We start from the raw sequence: 15,340 nt of genomic DNA, 5'->3' as shown, positions 1-15,340 counted from the left end.
GAAAGGCTTCTTTCCATCTTTCCCTTTTATCCATGACGACTGCATCGACTCCCGAACCAAAGCTACAAATGAATAGTGATATATCATAAGCTCTCCATCCGTATCCGCATAAATCATTTCAAAAATCGTCGGATTTCCAGAAGAATCGATTCGTACAGCCAATGGAAAGCAGAGTTTCTAAGCCGAGCGTCGATGGTGTTTGAGAAGGGAACCAGTGAAGCCGACAAAATGAGAAAGGAGTATGAAAGCAAGCAGGAACACCTGGAAAAGCTGGTCTGTCAACTTACTGTTGAAGTCGACTGGCTCAAAAAAAATCTGGCCTCAAATGAAACCTTGGAAGCGCGCAAAGCCATGGTCGAAAGGGATCATCCGAAGATTAACATCAAACGGCAAGCAACGCTACTGAGCTTCTGGACAGATACCGGAACATTCCGGGCATGTTTGACACGAGCGATTATAAATACAGCTTCAGCAACGAGGAGGAAGCGCTCGATTTCCAAAAAAATATGGACATCGTTCCGATGCTGACTTGGCAGGAGATGGAACAGACGGCTCCGACGCCGAACACCCAAATTTTCACGATAAACCAGTTCAGTGAGAAGAAGGAGGCTGCCTTCCAATGGATTATGGCAAGCGTCTCTCTAGAATATCAATAGACGCTTGCCCGTGCGGGAACCCCGTCTGTCATTACGGGCGACAAGTCGATAAACGCCCAATTCGCGGCCGATAACAGACGGTACGAAGGCAAAAATATCGCCGCTTACTTCCAACATCAGTTCGCACCGCCTCCAGCGAGGGAAAGCGTATGGAACAGCTATGTGAAACTGTATGATAAGCTGCCCGAATTCGCGAAATCGGATATGAACATTCCAGAGTTTCTGCGGAAGGTGGAGGAAGAGGCGCAGGCCGCCATCAAGGTGGCGATGTCAGAGAGCGGGACATAACGGTGACTTACGATGTAGATAAGCAAACGTTTCGGAGGGGGCTGAAAGAGAACTGTTGGATGCAAGGAGCTCAGCTGATTGGAGTCGGTTTGAGCTCTTTTTTGATGGAGAGCCGCTTTCTGGTACTCGTCCTGAAGCTCAATGAAATATGAAATGGCTGCTTTCGCTAGACTTTTTATACAATTCAAGCATGCACTTCCAACATATTTTTTCCGGCCGATTATTCACTTCGATAATCCATGGTTTTAAGTTTTGATCCAGTCCTAGATCAACCCCAAAAAGCTGAATACCAGGATATTTCTTTTCCAGCAGCTCACATATTTGCTCTCCCAATAGGTTCAACTTTTTTTTGGTCTCTATTTTACTTGTTACGTTGGTATATGGAGCTAATAGGTCATCGATGGACACCGCAGTTCCGCCGCTGCGGATATTCGTTACGATTTTTTTCGGATGAGCGACGCGGCCGACAAACCCTTCATTTAGCCAAGTGTTATCACTTTGTTTTTTGATCATTAACCGAAGATCAAACGGGCGTTCGTTCCATCGGAGCAGGTCTATGCCTTGCTGGACCAAATAATCTTTGTTCACCATATTTGCCAAAACAAATGCGTATACCTGATTCCTCGAATAAAATGTTTTCTTCCTGGTTCCCTCATGGATAAGGAAACGCGGTTTTTTCTCATGAACCATCTTCTGAACCTTTATGACTCCTACACCAAAAGCTCCTCGATTAGGTTTTAAATATACCGATGTATACTCCGACAGCATGGAAAATAGAGATTGTTTATTCAGTTTCATTGTGGCAGGAAGATGCCTTTTAATCGTGCTGTCGTTCTTTAGTTCACGATAGTGATCCCACTTGATAGTTCTTGCTGGGACATGTGGTTTGGAAGGAACGGCGGCATGCTCTTTTATCATGGATCAGTCCCCCTCATTCATGTTTTGATATCGTATTCGGGTACTTTAGAACATGCTGCTGGACTTCCGTCTATTTTGCATGCCAAAACGTAATCATTGCCGCGGCAAGACAATTAGGCGAATACAAGTTCGAGCCTATTTTTGAAAACGTTGCACCGTATTTAAGGCTATCGCTTCGTTTCTCGCAAGGTAAGCATTAGCGCCAACTGGATGATGGACATGATGAAGCTATACACGAACATCGTTACGATTACGGCAGCAGGCATCACAAAGTAATTGGCCAGCACGCTCGCCGCCCCGGAGAAGGCAAACATAACGAGCGCCATCCCGATCGCAGATAGACTGTTATGCTTGAAGTACTTCATGCTTCGGCGGAACGCGGTATCGAAATTGACATTATCGACAACAACTGTAAATTCCCAATATACGGCGAGGACCCGCATGACCATGAATAATAGCAGCGATGCGGCAGCGCCAATCGAACCGAACATAATGATGAGCAGGGAAGAGGCGGCAGCCTTGGCAAGCAGTACCGAAATGTTCAGAAAGGCAAACGGAACCCAGTACTTGAGGCCGTCCTTCACCACTTGCGCAGCACGGACAGGCTGTCCTTCGATAATAGAGACGAGTGCCTTAATATAACTGCCCTGCGCAAATGCCCATACGAGCATGACGATAACGTGCGCCCAAGTTAAAGGAATGTTAAATAAATGAAAGACTGACGGGAGGCCCATTTCTAGCACGATACGATAACTCCATTGCGAATGCAGCTGCCATCCGGTCGTGGCTATCATGACGGCAAGCACGATAAGATCTAGAGTTATAGGAATGAGCAGGATGTTGAGGTTGCGGCGTAATAGACGGAATGATTGAAAGAGTGGCATAACTTCCTCCTAGATTGGCAAAAGATATTCCGATAAATGGTTTATTTAGATAAAGACAGAAGCGCCCGATGAAGGCTGTAACGGCTCATATACTACTGGTGGAAAAGGGATGTCATGTATCTCATTTATGCAAGGCTGAAATGGGCTGCATGTTCAACGGGAACGCTCATCTCCTCTACGGGAAAAAACAATCCAGAGGCTTGGCCGGGATCCCCTGGCTCAAGTTCCATTGGATTCTGTACAATGAAATAGCACGTATGTCTCCTTGCAGACAGGTTCCATTGGAATTGATCCAATGGTTTGACATGAATTCCGCCGTAATTGCCGAACAACAGTCTAATCCACTGTACAAAATACAATCAACGTGTTGTGTAACCGCCCAATCCGTACATTTCACTGTATGTTTTCCAATAGAAGCTAGCTCCACATACAGATTTTGTTCTTCGGTATGCTCTTTAGCGTGCTCCTTGCGTGCTCCTTGCGTGCCCTTACGTGTCCTTGGCCTGCTCTTCCACTATGTGTTCAACTATAGGTTCAACCTGTTTTGTTCCGGAAAACGAATCCAAAACGTCGAACCTTCGCCCTGCTCACTTTCCGCCCAAATAGTTCCCCGATGAGATTCAACCAATGCTTTGGCAATGCTTAGACCAACCCCCAAGCCACCGCTGTCACGTGAACGAGATTTGTCTGCCCGGTAAAATCGATGAAAGATGTGCGGCAAATCTACTGCGGTAATGCCGATCCCATTATCACGGCAATAGATGAGCGTGTCCCCTTGATTGCATGATAAGCCTAGAACGACGCTGCCTCCGCGCGGCGTGTATTTGATCGCATTGTAAATGACGTTGGACAATATTTGTACCATCCGGTCCGGATCGGCATCCAGAAAACAAGGAGTGTGAGGCTTCTCAAAGACAAACTTTATTTCTTTTTCCTTAGATAAAAATAAAAAGCCTTCATATACCCCTCTAACGACTCGCGTCATCTCTAATGGCTGCAGATTCAGCTCAAAGCGGGCGCCTTCCGCTTCCGACAATTTCTCCATATCCTCAATCAGCCGGTACAATCGTTCAATATCGGTCAAAATGCTGAGCATATTGTCTTTCGTCAATGGATAAATGCCATCAATTATTGCATCTAAGCGGGAAAGCACAGCCGTAAGCGGAGTGCGCAACTCATGCGTTAAATCCTGCATCAGTTGAGTGCGCCAGCTTTCCTGGCGCTCGAACTCAGCGAGCAGGCTGTTGATTGTCGCAATCAAGCTCGCCATTTCCCTTGTGCCGCACTGCGGTATTACCGTATTACGGTTACCGATAACGATAGATTCGGCTAATTGTCCTGCTTGATGGATGCTGCGGCTCCAGCGATGTGAGGCATACAGAGAGAGAAGCAACGCAGCTAATATGAACAGGCCGAGCGTATTGCGGCTTCGGGTCAGAAGCTCTTGCTCGTATTGCACGATAGCAGGTGAATGCAATCCAGCGTCCAAATCATAATAAGCATGCAAATATCCGTCTATACGCCCGTTGATAATGATAGGAACTTCCACTTCATAAGGATAAGTGCTGACCAGTACGTCTTCCGTCTTAAGGTTCATTTTTATTGTCTTGCGGTCAGGAGCAAAATAGCGAATTGGAGCCGAGAATTGGTTGGAGGCTTCCCGCAATTGAGCGTTATTTACTTCGGTAAGTGGTCCCTCGGACATGAAGTTCCGAATGACATAGGATAAATGATAGGTGTGCTCCGTCAAAGCTTGCTGCTTATATGTAGTGAACTGTTCTTTCCAGAGATGCATCAATACGAAGTAGAGACAGATCAGTGATGTGAGGGAGATGCATAACATGAAGATGAACATGGAGGTACGGGTTTTGAATCTGGTCAAAACGAGTCGCTTCATCGTTCATCATCCGGCTGGAAATTAAATTTGTATCCCGAGCCAATCTTCGTAACAACATATTGGGGGCGTTTCGGATCCTCTTCTATTTTTTTGCGAATATTCATAATATGTACATCCATGACGCGTCCGTCTCCGATAAAGCGGTAGCCTTGCACTTCATAGGACAAATCGTGCCTGCTAAACACTTTTCCCGGCTTCTTCACGAGAATGCTTAACGTCCTGAATTCGGTTGTCGTGAGATTAGCCGGTGTTCCATCGAGGAATACATCTTCCAATTCGAAATTGACCATGAGCCTGCGGCGATTAAAATACAGAATGCTGCGGCTGGTGCTGTTCATACTATTGATTCTGCGCTGCAAGGCATAGATGCGAGCGATAACTTCTTTCATGCGAAAAGGCTTCGTGATGTAATCGTCGGCTCCCAGATTGAGGCCATGGATCATATCGACTTCCCGCGCTTTGGAGGTAATCATAATCAAGGGGACGTTGGACATCCGCCTAATGCTGCGGCACACATCCTCTCCTGGAATCCCGGGAATCATCAAATCAAGCACGACCAAATCCAATTTGTATAACTGGACTTTCTTCAAAGCTTCTATGCCGTCGCAGGACAGATGCACCTTCCACCCTTCATTAAGAAAATAAGATTTGAGTATATCGCGGACAGAAGCTTCATCCTCGACAATCATTATGTCCATTCCCGTCAACCCCCTTGAACTTATATATGCAGCAGTTCAAAAAGTGCCCTATTGATTATAAAGCGAATCTTGAGCATGTATTATATGTATAAAGGTGGAGATATTTACATTCATATCGGGAAGCGCTTACAAATAATTAATGCTCATTCTTTACTATATGGTATACAACGAATTCTGTTTTTGTCAAAGAAAAAAAAGTATATTGACTCTTATGCCGCAATGGAATCGGAATGGTACGGCAATTCATTTCTAAGCCGGACAACACAATGTGGTAAAATAATTACATGAAGTTTTGGCCTATACTCAGGAGGATGATGAAAGATGGAGCAACAACCTAATGTCCGTTTGACGACTTTGTCCAGCAAAGGAGGATGCGGCTGTAAGATTGGCCCCGCAGATTTGGCGCAGGTGCTGCGGCAGCTTCCCGCGACGGAGAAGCATCCCGATTTGATCGTCGGCTTGGACACAAGCGATGATGCAGGCGTGTTCCGGTTGAACGACGAGCTAGCGATCGTGCAGACGGTCGATTTCTTCACGCCGATTGTGGACGAACCGTACGCATTCGGCCAGGTCGCGGCGGCCAATGCGCTTAGCGATATTTACGCGATGGGCGGAAAACCGCTGACGGCGCTCAACATTGTCGCATTCCCGATTTCGAAGCTGGATAAGTCCATTTTGGCAGAAATCTTGCGTGGAGCGGGAGACAAGGTGAAGGAGGCGGGAGCTACGTTGGTCGGAGGCCACTCCATCGATGATGCGGAGCCGAAATTCGGCATGGCTGTTACCGGCATCATACATCCGGATAAGGTGCTCACCAATGCCGGCGCTCGTCCGGGAGACAAGCTCGTGTTAACGAAACCGATCGGTGTCGGCATTATGACCACTTCGCTTAAGCGCGAGCTGCTGCAGCCGGATGAAATTGAGCTCGTGACGAAGACGATGACGATGCTGAACAAGACGGCGGCGGAAGTGATGGCGGATTATGAAGTTCACGCCTGCACGGACGTTACTGGCTTCGGCTTGCTCGGGCATGGTTCGGAGTTGGCGCAGGGCAGCCAGACCGGTCTGCATATTTATGCAGAGTCCGTTCCGGTTCTTCCGCGCGTGCGCGAGTTGGCGGAGCAGGGTGCTGTACCCGGCGGAACGAAGAACAATTTCAATCATGTGAAGGATAACATTCGCTTTGACGGGCGCTTGGATGAAATATCGCAGTTGATTTTGTGTGATGCCGTCACTTCAGGCGGATTGCTGTTATCCGTAGCGGAAGCAGACGCGGAAGCCCTGCTGCAAGCGATGAACGATAAAGGCATTGCGGCAGCATGCATCGGAGAAGTCGTTGCGGAGCATCCGGGTGAAATTACCGTAACGGGACACGCAGTCGGCAATCGCAGCAGCAAATAGGCGTTAGTCAATATATATTTTGCCGCGCGTCTCAGGCGCATGCAGAAAATGAAGAGCTACTTTGCACAATTGGTTGGAATTAATCTGTTGATGAGAAGCGTGCCAGACGACCCTTTGCTGGTTGATTAAAATAATTTGCGGAGATACGTGAGGGATTCCGAGTCCGAGGGATATCCGATCGGATAGCGCCTTTTCCTCGACGACCCGGATAACGCCGAATGTGAAGCGGGAAGAGACGTCCGGATAGCGCGATATAAAATGATTAAGCGCGACGTGAGCGACCCGGCTCGACCCGCAACGCGAACTATGTTTGTATAAAAACAATGGTCTGGCATCGGATTGCTGAATGAGCTGCGTGAGCTGTTCGTCGGATTGAATAATCATAAGAGACATCGCAAGGTTCCTCCTTAATATTCATATCAAGCGCGTTGAACGCGGCTATGTATTCAGTTCTTGTTCTGGACGGGGAGACATACAATGAACTGATCCGGTATGTTTTGCAGGACATGGAGGGAACTGCTGATGTGGGACATCTCTTGGCTGACATTTATGCTGCTGTTTTTGGCAAGCTACCGCTTGACGCGATTGATTGTGTTCGATGAAATAACGGCATTTTTGCGCCGCCCGTTTGTGGAGGAGCGGTTCCACACCGACGAAACAGGCGCCATTTATGCCGTAATTGACGAAAAGGGCGGACGTTTTCACGCATTTATGCGCAAGCTCTTGACCTGTTATTGGTGTGTCGGGGTATGGTCTGCCGCTGCAGTGGGAGCAGCTTATTTACTTATACCAGATATTGCGTATCCTCTCGTTCTCGTGCTGGCTATCGCCGGGGCGGCCGGGATTCTTGAATCGTTTGTTAAAGGCTAAGCAGGCAACTGCTTGCCTTTTTTTTATGTTTTAGGCAGTCGAGTTCTTGCAATCTTCACGGTGCTGAAATGTGATCTTTTTGAACCGCACGTTAGGTTGGATAGCTGCTGATTTGTCCGCCAATTAAGGCGGTCGTCTGCATCTTTCAAAATCATGATAGCATATGATAAATTATGGCTCGAGTGATTAAACATTAGGTCGTGATATCGTGCAGCAAGCTGTTCAACCGATGTGAGAAGGTATGCTGGGCACATGTTCTGAGATAGGCTTTAGCCGCTGCTTCCTGCCGTTTCTCGGGTTCGTTCAAATAGTGATGGATGAGATCTGCGCACTGCTGCGGAGAATGGTAACAGCCAATCTCTTCTCCCGGCGCATAGAATAATTCCAGATCAGGCCGGTAATCGGTAAGCTGAAAAGCTCGGCATGCTGCGATATCGAATGTGCGGTTATTAATGGTATGGGCGGGAGCCCCGGCTTTGTTCTTGTCGATTAGCGAGTCGTCCTCGCTCCTGTGGATGTTCAAGACAATGCTTGCACCGTTAAAGTAACGAGGCGTTTCCGAGAAATTAATCCATTTGCTTCGAATGCTTGGCACGCAGCCGCCTGACCAGTCGACCGTTTCCCAGAAATGACCGACCAGCTGCACCCGGACATCCCTGTTGACATACCGCAGTGTTTCCTTCATGAAAGCAAGCCGATTGTCGTAGCCCGTTCCGATGAAGCATACGTCGTTCCGGTACGAAGAATGAACCGCATACGGGCGAAAAATGTCCAAGTCGGTTCCGAGCGGCAGGTGAAATACCCGCTTGCAGCCGTTCCTTTCATAGTAGGGGATGCACCCGGAATCAATCGTAAACACATAATCGTAATGCGGCGCTACTTGCAACGCGTTGTCGATCGCGTACGGATCATCCACGAACCAGACGCCTGTCGGAATGCCCAGAGCCCGGATGGCGCGAATCAGTTCTGGAGGAAGAAATGACTTCGGTCCGCACAGCGTAAGCACAATATCTGGAGCGAATTGGCGGATTTCGGGCAACAAGTTCTGAATGGGAGTCCGATTGAGCAGGAATAGCTTCGCCTCGCGACTGTGTCCGCCAACTGCTTTCATCAGCGCATTATCAAGAATATCAATCGGTCTCCGGTAGCCAGAAGCAATATAATACAGCTTCATAGACGCCTCCTTGCTTGCCTGTGAAGGAAGGATGAAAGATTAAAAAAGGGATGGTTTGGTCCACCACCCCAAGCGATCAGCATTTAAATTATCCAGGGAACGGATAAGGCGCACCAGGGAAGACGTCAGGGCATTGTTGAGGGAACGTGACCACACAAGGATTTTCCGGAATCGGAATTTCAGCGCGCGGCTGGCATAATTCCGCTTCAACCATCAGCTTGACGTTAGCTTTCACTTGAATGCTTTGGCAAATCACGATATCGACGTTGACGAACGTGTTGTTTACGATATCCAAGAACTCGATTCTTGTTGCATCCGGCACGATATGGCAATCGATGACGGTTCCCGGAGGAGCGCACAAGAGCACTTTTTCGAAGCGCACGAAGTTCTTCGTATATCTGCAGTGTACAATGTTCGGGGTAACCGAGGTGTCGATAATCGTTACCTCATACGTTCCGAACTTTCTCATGACTACCCGTTGCAACGTCACTGGAGTGCCACCGACCGTGACAACTACGTTTTCTCTCGTAGAACCAACTTTCTCCTCGCAGTCAACGTCAATTACTCTTACCTCGATTCTGAACGAGGTCGGAAGTGGTAAGCAGGACATTGGATCGACTGTAGATTCGTCGACAATTTGGGTCACTTTCAACACCCAATCGAATACTTTAGGAACCTCTATACATTCCAAAGAGGGTAAAGGCAAATATTCGGGGGGTGTCGTCTGCCCTTGAACCAACTTGCTCTCCATTGATGTTTCAGGCCTCCTTTGTAGAATTCAAATTCAATACAGTCTATGGAGGAGACAATAAAAAGGTGACGAAACCCCATGAATTTTTTGGAGGGATATCAGGTGCTGAGGAATGTCCTTTTTCGAATGACGCACGGCACTCATTGGCTCGGCATTGACCGCAACGGGGTGCTGAAGCATGCGGTGCATCGGTTGCAGGAGCCGCCGGTCTTCATGACATGGCAGGCACACGGGCCGATCAGACAATTTTGCGCGATCCCTTCCGAGAATCAAGTTCATGTTCTGGTGCAATGCGATACGGGTATGTACTATTTAAAATGCTCTCTGGATACGGGACTGCAGCAGGAACGGTGCATAGAACGCCGCGTGACTGGCGGGTTCCCGCATTTATTCATGTATCGGTCTGCCCTTTATATTTGCTACATAGTGACAGAGCAAGGTGCGTTGACGTTCATTATGAAATCTTGCCACCAAGGAGTGTGGCGCGAGCGCTCCGTTGCGTTTCCTGATACGCGTCCGGGTCAAACGGGCCAACGTGTCGGGCAAGCGTTATTTGCCGTAAGCGAACATGGGAAGTTGTACGGCTTGTTCCATGTGTGCAGCGATGACGAAGAGCATCATGCTCTTGAGCTGCTTGAAGTGGATATCGAGCACGCGAGCGAGATGTGGATGCGTCTCTTCGCTGCTGCACAGGTCCGCCAACGGTGGAGCATTGGCTTATCCGTCGATGATGGCGGTAGGCCCCATGCGGCATGGACTATTCACAGCGGTTCGGCGGCTGCATCATACTACGCCAATCCGACGCGAATTTCTGGATCGTGCATGCCGCTATCGGTTCGATTTGAAGATGCGGAGCCGCAGCCCTACTTTATATGTAGGGGAGAAATGCTGCTGCTGCTGCTGGTTGAAGAGAGCGGGCGTATCGCGGCTGCGTACTCGACGGATTATGGGGAGTGCTGGTCGCCCTTTAGCGATATTCATTTTTCGCCGCAGTCACAGCTTTCGATCGTCCAGAGTGTCATAAGTGAGCCAGACCGGATCGTTCCGGTGCTCCTGCTCGGACTTGGGGCCCCTTACTTCCGGCCGATAGAAGAGATTGATTTGCTGAACTCGTTCTCTGCGATGAAGGCCTTGCTGCCCGTTGACACCGGGTTTGCTTACTACGGCCTGCAGATGGAACAGTTATTCAGGCATTTCGAGAGTCAGGTGGAGGGGCTGCAGTCAACCGTTAACGAGTTGGACAGCGGCAACGAGGCAAAAGAAATGTCGCTGCAGCAGCTCATAGAGCAGTGCCGGGTGTTGGAACAAACGGAATGCGAAGTGCTGGCAGAAATAAAGAAACTGCAGGATGCGTCCGATACGGAACCATTCTCTCTGCGCTTCATATTATAAGTGTAGTTAGAAAAATGGGCCTTTTTTTGAACATCCTCAGCAAGTGTATGTTTATGGCCATACACCAGAACAGATCGGAGGGTGAACAGATGAAAATCCAAATTAGCTCCAAACCGCTCTGCACAATATCCGTCACGATGCTTCCCGATGTGTATCAGCTGCTTGGCATGCATTCGTTTACTTTTCATTTGGACAAAGAAAACGATACGCTCAATATTGTCAATCCGTTATCAGGGCATCAGGTCGTGTTGGAAAGCAAATGTAAGCGGGTTAAGGACAGACTGCTCATGCTCACGAGTGAAGCGCTTAGAGCAGCGGGGCTGCAAGTATGGATTGTTGACACGGAAGAAGAACGAAAGGCATGCTTATCTGAGTTGAACGGAGCAAAGCCGAGTATCTGGCTTTCGGTATTGGAGCCTGAGCCGGATGAGAATAAGGTGACAGCCCATTTTTTTGTGCAGCAGATGAAATCAAGCAAACAGCTGGCACACTTACTTATCCAAAACATTGTGAAGCTATCTGATTTGCCTGTCGGCGGAGTGTCGTTGAATTGGAAGAAGGTAACGAACTATATATCTCCATTATCCGGTCACAACATGCCGATGGCTGCTTTAACGTACGGAAGGCTCTCCGCGTTGTCTCCGCTGGAGTTGGAGCAGCTGTCACGAAGCATTGTCTGCACGGCCACCTCATTTTTTGCGAAGCAGCCGGTTCTTGACCTGATTCGAACGCTGCAGTGGATGGAGCATGCTGGCCTTGCCGCTCAACAAGAGACGGCTGATTCTGTGGTTGCGGAACAGCACAGCGTTATGGAAACAGTGGAATCAGGCCCAGCAGATGATGCAGGCCAACCAACTGAGGCGGCTGACATTCCGAATGTGGCCGATATGGATGGGCACATGCACGAGGCGGATGAAACAGATGAAGAAAAAGAAGTGTATGAGGCAATTGAGGTTAATAAAGAAAAAGAAGTGAATGAAGTTATTGAAGGCATTGAAGGCATTGAAGGCATTGAGCTAAATGAAGAAAATGAAACCTATGAAACCTATGAAAACTATGAGACACATACTGTCGCCGCTTCGGATTCAGAATTACTGCCGGAAACCATGCTGGAAGCAAGTGAGGAGAATGAAGCCGAGGCTGTTCACATTGTCACCGTCAACATAGAACCAGAGGAGCGCATCGATTCGGAACGACAAGCCGAGAGCGGGTCGGAGCCTATTGCAGAAGAGGGGCAGGATACGCGCTCTAAGCAGGCGCCGACGTATTCGACTTTTATATGGCTGCAAGCGCAGACGGTAAGGAAGCAGCGGGGGCCATCCGACGAGGAAAAGCGCCGCAACACGTCTTTTTTCAGCTACATGAATCAGATGTCTCAAAAGCAAGAGAAAAAGCAGGCGCCAAAACCGTTCGATATGATGACGTTAGAGAGAGAAAGGGCTCAGAAATCGTAATATGGGCTACATTCGAATTGCAGCAGGAGCCTATCGTGAGATGGTCCATCACTGCATGGAAGAGAAACCGCTTGAAGCTTGCGGCCTGCTGTCCGGAAGTGAGGGGACAGTCGGACGCTGCTGGAACATACGGAACGTCAATCAAAGCCCTGTATCGTTCGCTATGGATATGGAACAAGTGGTGACCGCTTTACAGCAAATGAAACTGCACAATGAACAGTTGTTGGGAATATATCATTCCCATCCGAATAGTTACCCTTACCCGTCCATATTCGATATTGAACATGTTGTGTATCCGTGCTCCTATCTCATCGTATCGTTGAACCGGTTGCGTCCGCGCGTCCGCAGCTACCGTATTACGGAGGGAGACGTGCTGCATGAGCCGATTTGGCTTGTTCCTTCCTAACGGTTCTCTTATCTTTACAACAAGATAAGGGACCGTTTTTTTGTTGTATTTTATGTTGTATATAGACTACAAGGGAATCGATTGATAGATTTCTGCAATAAAAGCGAATCCTTTCGGGAGAGCAGCGCGTTCATCTGCAAGTTCAAAGGAAAAGACGAATTTGACATCCAGACCCGTCCACGCCTCATCGAACACAACCGGCACTGTATAGCTTCGCAAGCATTGTGAGCGGCTGTGGTTGTCTGCATTCAGGGAGGAGAAAATGGGTATGGATTTTCTTTTCCGGTTCAACGGCTGAGGAGAAGAATGCAGAAGGTTTAGGGACTCTAAATCTGCAATATCAACACGGCTATGCAATTCAGTTGCGCTGTACACTATGAGCACAATAAGAAAATTGTTCGACAGGTCTAGGTTAATCGGATGGGATTGCGCTGCATAGCCTTGATTGCAGTTATCTTGATTCGCAGCAGCATATTTCACAATATGCGGATCAGGACCTGGGAGAAAAGTGGTGCCGTCGTTAAATAGCTTGGCGATGGCGTTGTTCTCGTCATACAGCTTGCCCAGCTTGATGACATTTGGAGCCGTTCCGGACAACAGTTGGCTAACAGCCGTCTCTCTGTCGGACGCGCCGACTACGGTCGCGGTATGGCTCACTAGTCTCTGAATCGGTAGTAATGGCACGGTTTACAACCTCCTATCCGATGAAGATGCCATGACATGAGAGTTACCATACCCGCATGAAGAGCGGGTATGGTTGTTTTGCTCCAATACTGCATCGTTGTTGATTAGAAGAAAGTTTGATAAATATCGGCTGAGAAAGCCAGGCCAGCCGTGTTGATAGCACCGTTGGTAAGATAGTTCGTCACTTGGAAAGAGAAGACGAATCGTACGCCAATTGCGACACTAATTAATCCAAGAGAAGCCGGGATCGAGTAGAAGCGGACATTTTGCCAGTTGTAAGGATTGGCGACATCGGTCGTTATGCCTGTTACCGGGTTCAATGAGCCTGCGTTCAAGTCGACATCCAGACCAGGAACCGGGAACAAGCTGACTCCAAGCGTGCTGACGGCTTGAATCCGTGCGGTCACGGCGTTGTCGGCAAATACGGTCAATGCGATCACAAAATTATTCAGTATACCGACTGTTAAAGGAACCGTAACAGATACTGCCGCAAATCCGTGCGTTTCTCCAGGAATAAACGTTGACTGCGTCCACACGGCCTGAGGATCCGCAACACCGGCAAATCCAGTATTGTCATTGTCGAATTTCCGAAGCTGAGGCCAGATCAATGGCGCGTTGCCTACATTTACTACGTTAGGAGCCGCACCGGCCAATGCCAAGCTGGCTGCTGTTGCTTTGTCAGCTGCACTGACTACGTTGGCTGTGCTGCTGGTAAGCCGTTGAATGGGGATAATTGGCATATAAATAAAACCTCCTTTAGGCTTGTTAAAGGACTTAGTGTTGTCCTTTCACATTACTACTGTATGAATAGCCGGAATCAATGGTATGGATGAATTAATAGATTCATTCGCACAATCTGGTACCGCAATAGAGGCATATTATAGATTAGAGTGCTGGATTGGATCCTCATGTATGTACCATCCATGAGGAAGAGGAATGCTGATACTCAGCATAAACGCAGAATTGAAATCAGAACGTTAGGAATGGAATAGTAAAAGAGGGTTTCGCTGCCCATGTGTGGCAGTGGGCTCTTTTCTGTTTCAATAGGACAAATAAATGCCGTTTTTTTAAAAGTGGTATGAATGTTTATACCAATATGAAGTAATAGAATACAATGATTTACGGAGGTGAGCGAGAAATGCTTGCATTTTGGGAAAAAATAATATTGCCTCTCTTGCAAATGTATGGTGTAAAGAAGATTGTGGAAATCGGGGCGGAGAATGGTTGGAATACAAGTCATCTCTTGCAGTATTGCCGTGCCGTAAACGGTGAATTGTTCGTTATTGATCCATCCCCTAGGTTTGACGTTCAGGAATATAAGAGACTTTTTCACAAGGAATTTCATATGATGATGGATTACAGCTTAGAAATTCTCCCTCATTTGCGACAGTACGATTCCATTCTTATCGACGGGGACCATAATTGGTATACCGTATATCATGAATTGAAGTTGATTGAGGCAATGGCCTCGCAGGACGGGAAATTCCCTGTCGTGCTGTTGCACGACACGCAATGGCCATATGGCAGAAGGGACATGTATTATTTCCCTGAGTCCATACCGCCTGCTTATCTTCATCCGCACGCCAAAAAAGGAATGGAATACGGCCGTTCGGAATTACTGGAGGTCGGAGGGGCGAACAACGTTCTTTACAATGCGCTCCATGAAAATGGGGAACGCAACGGTGTGCTCACGGCGGTTGAGGACTTTTTAAAGCAAACGCCATTGAATCTAAGCTTTCATCAAGCCTATTCCAATAGCGGGCTTGGCATTATCGTTCCGAAACATGATGCTGTCGATATGCAAATCCAAGCGATTCTCTCATTATCAGGATTATAGGATAGATTAAGACTTGTTGAAGGAGGGGAG

18 protein-coding genes are annotated in these 15,340 nt (G+C 48.0%); 8 read left to right on the top strand and 10 right to left on the bottom strand.

Features of this window, described 5'->3' with window-relative positions; all coding sequences use genetic code 11:
* The first annotated feature begins 437 nt into the window (after positions 1–437).
* Positions 438–656, top strand: coding sequence for a hypothetical protein (locus tag A372_RS37350; RefSeq protein WP_019421458.1), 219 nt, complete (start codon positions 438–440; stop codon positions 654–656).
* Here the strand turns inward: A372_RS37350 and A372_RS39075 are convergent.
* Entirely contained in the window at positions 642–773 is a 132-nt protein-coding gene (locus A372_RS39075; RefSeq protein WP_019421457.1) for a hypothetical protein, read from the bottom strand. The genes A372_RS37350 and A372_RS39075 overlap by 15 nt on opposite strands.
* Before the next feature lie 45 nt (positions 774–818).
* Between A372_RS39075 and A372_RS39070 the strand changes: the two genes are divergently transcribed.
* Positions 819–944 (top strand): hypothetical protein, encoded by a 126-nt coding sequence (locus A372_RS39070; RefSeq protein ID WP_019421456.1) that lies wholly within the window; start codon positions 819–821, stop codon positions 942–944.
* Between the two features lie 138 nt (positions 945–1,082).
* Here A372_RS39070 and A372_RS0113825 read toward each other — a convergent pair whose 3' ends face one another.
* From A372_RS0113825 to A372_RS0113810, 4 genes are all read right to left on the bottom strand, one after another.
* A complete protein-coding gene (locus A372_RS0113825; RefSeq protein WP_019421454.1) occupies positions 1,083–1,862 on the bottom strand; it encodes a YheC/YheD family protein in 780 nt (259 codons plus the stop codon).
* 167 nt (positions 1,863–2,029) lie between these two features.
* Positions 2,030–2,746 (bottom strand): hypothetical protein, encoded by a 717-nt coding sequence (locus A372_RS0113820; RefSeq protein WP_019421453.1) that lies wholly within the window; start codon positions 2,744–2,746, stop codon positions 2,030–2,032.
* 526 nt (positions 2,747–3,272) lie between these two features.
* A complete protein-coding gene (locus A372_RS0113815) occupies positions 3,273–4,643 on the bottom strand; it encodes a sensor histidine kinase (RefSeq protein ID WP_019421452.1) in 1,371 nt (456 codons plus the stop codon).
* Entirely contained in the window at positions 4,640–5,341 is a 702-nt protein-coding gene (locus A372_RS0113810; protein ID WP_019421451.1) for a response regulator transcription factor, read from the bottom strand. Before A372_RS0113810 ends, A372_RS0113815 begins: the two co-directional genes overlap by 4 nt.
* Positions 5,342–5,662: 321 nt before the next feature.
* On the opposite strand from A372_RS0113810, the gene selD reads away from it, so the two are divergent.
* Positions 5,663–6,742, top strand: a complete 1,080-nt coding sequence (gene selD / locus A372_RS0113805) for a selenide, water dikinase SelD (protein ID WP_019421450.1) — start codon at positions 5,663–5,665, stop codon at positions 6,740–6,742.
* A gap of 3 nt (positions 6,743–6,745) precedes the next feature.
* Here selD and ytxJ read toward each other — a convergent pair whose 3' ends face one another.
* Positions 6,746–7,135: a bacillithiol system redox-active protein YtxJ gene (gene ytxJ, locus A372_RS0113800; protein ID WP_019421449.1), complete on the bottom strand. Its 390-nt coding sequence runs from the start codon at positions 7,133–7,135 to the stop codon at positions 6,746–6,748.
* Between the two features lie 129 nt (positions 7,136–7,264).
* Here ytxJ and A372_RS0113795 point away from each other — a divergent pair, with 129 nt between their 5' ends.
* Positions 7,265–7,612, top strand: coding sequence for a DUF1360 domain-containing protein (locus A372_RS0113795; RefSeq protein ID WP_019421448.1), 348 nt, complete (start codon positions 7,265–7,267; stop codon positions 7,610–7,612).
* A 193-nt stretch (positions 7,613–7,805) separates the two neighbouring features.
* Here the strand turns inward: A372_RS0113795 and A372_RS0113790 are convergent, their stop codons facing one another.
* On the bottom strand, positions 7,806–8,786 hold the full coding sequence (locus A372_RS0113790; protein ID WP_019421447.1) for a CgeB family protein: 981 nt from the start codon (positions 8,784–8,786) through the stop codon (positions 7,806–7,808).
* An 88-nt stretch (positions 8,787–8,874) separates the two neighbouring features.
* Positions 8,875–9,537: a hypothetical protein gene (locus A372_RS0113785; protein WP_019421446.1), complete on the bottom strand. Its 663-nt coding sequence runs from the start codon at positions 9,535–9,537 to the stop codon at positions 8,875–8,877.
* Positions 9,538–9,615: 78 nt separating this feature from the next.
* On the opposite strand from A372_RS0113785, the gene A372_RS0113780 reads away from it, so the two are divergent.
* From A372_RS0113780 to A372_RS0113770, 3 genes are all read left to right on the top strand, one after another.
* Positions 9,616–10,929 (top strand): hypothetical protein, encoded by a 1,314-nt coding sequence (locus A372_RS0113780; RefSeq protein WP_019421445.1) that lies wholly within the window; start codon positions 9,616–9,618, stop codon positions 10,927–10,929.
* Between the two features lie 89 nt (positions 10,930–11,018).
* Positions 11,019–12,383 carry a hypothetical protein gene (locus A372_RS0113775; RefSeq protein WP_019421444.1) on the top strand — a complete coding sequence of 455 codons (1,365 nt, stop codon included), beginning with the start codon at positions 11,019–11,021 and terminating at the stop codon, positions 12,381–12,383.
* A gap of 1 nt (position 12,384) precedes the next feature.
* A complete protein-coding gene (locus A372_RS0113770; protein ID WP_026011061.1) occupies positions 12,385–12,789 on the top strand; it encodes a M67 family metallopeptidase in 405 nt (134 codons plus the stop codon).
* A 66-nt stretch (positions 12,790–12,855) separates the two neighbouring features.
* On the opposite strand, the gene A372_RS0113765 is transcribed toward A372_RS0113770, so the two are convergent.
* Entirely contained in the window at positions 12,856–13,473 is a 618-nt protein-coding gene (locus A372_RS0113765) for a hypothetical protein (RefSeq protein ID WP_019421442.1), read from the bottom strand.
* Between the two features lie 104 nt (positions 13,474–13,577).
* Entirely contained in the window at positions 13,578–14,213 is a 636-nt protein-coding gene (locus A372_RS0113760; protein ID WP_019421441.1) for a hypothetical protein, read from the bottom strand.
* Between the two features lie 398 nt (positions 14,214–14,611).
* Between A372_RS0113760 and A372_RS0113755 the strand changes: the two genes are divergently transcribed.
* Positions 14,612–15,310 carry a class I SAM-dependent methyltransferase gene (locus tag A372_RS0113755; protein ID WP_019421440.1) on the top strand — a complete coding sequence of 233 codons (699 nt, stop codon included), beginning with the start codon at positions 14,612–14,614 and terminating at the stop codon, positions 15,308–15,310.
* Positions 15,311–15,340: the final 30 nt, after the last annotated feature.

The organism is Paenibacillus sp. OSY-SE (assembly GCF_000283315.1).
Classification (GTDB): Bacteria; Bacillota; Bacilli; order Paenibacillales; family Paenibacillaceae; genus Paenibacillus_B; species Paenibacillus_B profundus.
This window is presented reverse-complemented; position numbering and strand designations above follow the sequence as displayed.

Excerpts from the sequence above, each read along its gene's own strand:
- selD (WP_019421450.1), top strand. The coding sequence starts at position 5,663 with ATGGAGCAACAACCTAATGTCCGTTTGACGACTTTGTCCAGCAAAGGA.
- A372_RS0113825 (WP_019421454.1), bottom strand. The coding sequence starts at position 1,862 with ATGATAAAAGAGCATGCCGCCGTTCCTTCCAAACCACATGTCCCAGCA.
- A372_RS39075 (WP_019421457.1), bottom strand. The coding sequence starts at position 773 with ATGTTGGAAGTAAGCGGCGATATTTTTGCCTTCGTACCGTCTGTTATC.
- A372_RS0113795 (WP_019421448.1), top strand. The coding sequence starts at position 7,265 with ATGTGGGACATCTCTTGGCTGACATTTATGCTGCTGTTTTTGGCAAGC.
- A372_RS0113820 (WP_019421453.1), bottom strand. The coding sequence starts at position 2,746 with ATGCCACTCTTTCAATCATTCCGTCTATTACGCCGCAACCTCAACATC.
- A372_RS0113790 (WP_019421447.1), bottom strand. The coding sequence starts at position 8,786 with ATGAAGCTGTATTATATTGCTTCTGGCTACCGGAGACCGATTGATATT.
- ytxJ (WP_019421449.1), bottom strand. The coding sequence starts at position 7,135 with ATGTCTCTTATGATTATTCAATCCGACGAACAGCTCACGCAGCTCATT.
- A372_RS0113755 (WP_019421440.1), top strand. The coding sequence starts at position 14,612 with ATGCTTGCATTTTGGGAAAAAATAATATTGCCTCTCTTGCAAATGTAT.
- A372_RS0113815 (WP_019421452.1), bottom strand. The coding sequence starts at position 4,643 with ATGAAGCGACTCGTTTTGACCAGATTCAAAACCCGTACCTCCATGTTC.
- A372_RS0113780 (WP_019421445.1), top strand. The coding sequence starts at position 9,616 with ATGAATTTTTTGGAGGGATATCAGGTGCTGAGGAATGTCCTTTTTCGA.
- A372_RS0113785 (WP_019421446.1), bottom strand. The coding sequence starts at position 9,537 with ATGGAGAGCAAGTTGGTTCAAGGGCAGACGACACCCCCCGAATATTTG.
- A372_RS0113770 (WP_026011061.1), top strand. The coding sequence starts at position 12,385 with ATGGGCTACATTCGAATTGCAGCAGGAGCCTATCGTGAGATGGTCCAT.
- A372_RS0113775 (WP_019421444.1), top strand. The coding sequence starts at position 11,019 with ATGAAAATCCAAATTAGCTCCAAACCGCTCTGCACAATATCCGTCACG.
- A372_RS0113810 (WP_019421451.1), bottom strand. The coding sequence starts at position 5,341 with ATGGACATAATGATTGTCGAGGATGAAGCTTCTGTCCGCGATATACTC.
- A372_RS37350 (WP_019421458.1), top strand. The coding sequence starts at position 438 with ATGTTTGACACGAGCGATTATAAATACAGCTTCAGCAACGAGGAGGAA.
- A372_RS0113760 (WP_019421441.1), bottom strand. The coding sequence starts at position 14,213 with ATGCCAATTATCCCCATTCAACGGCTTACCAGCAGCACAGCCAACGTA.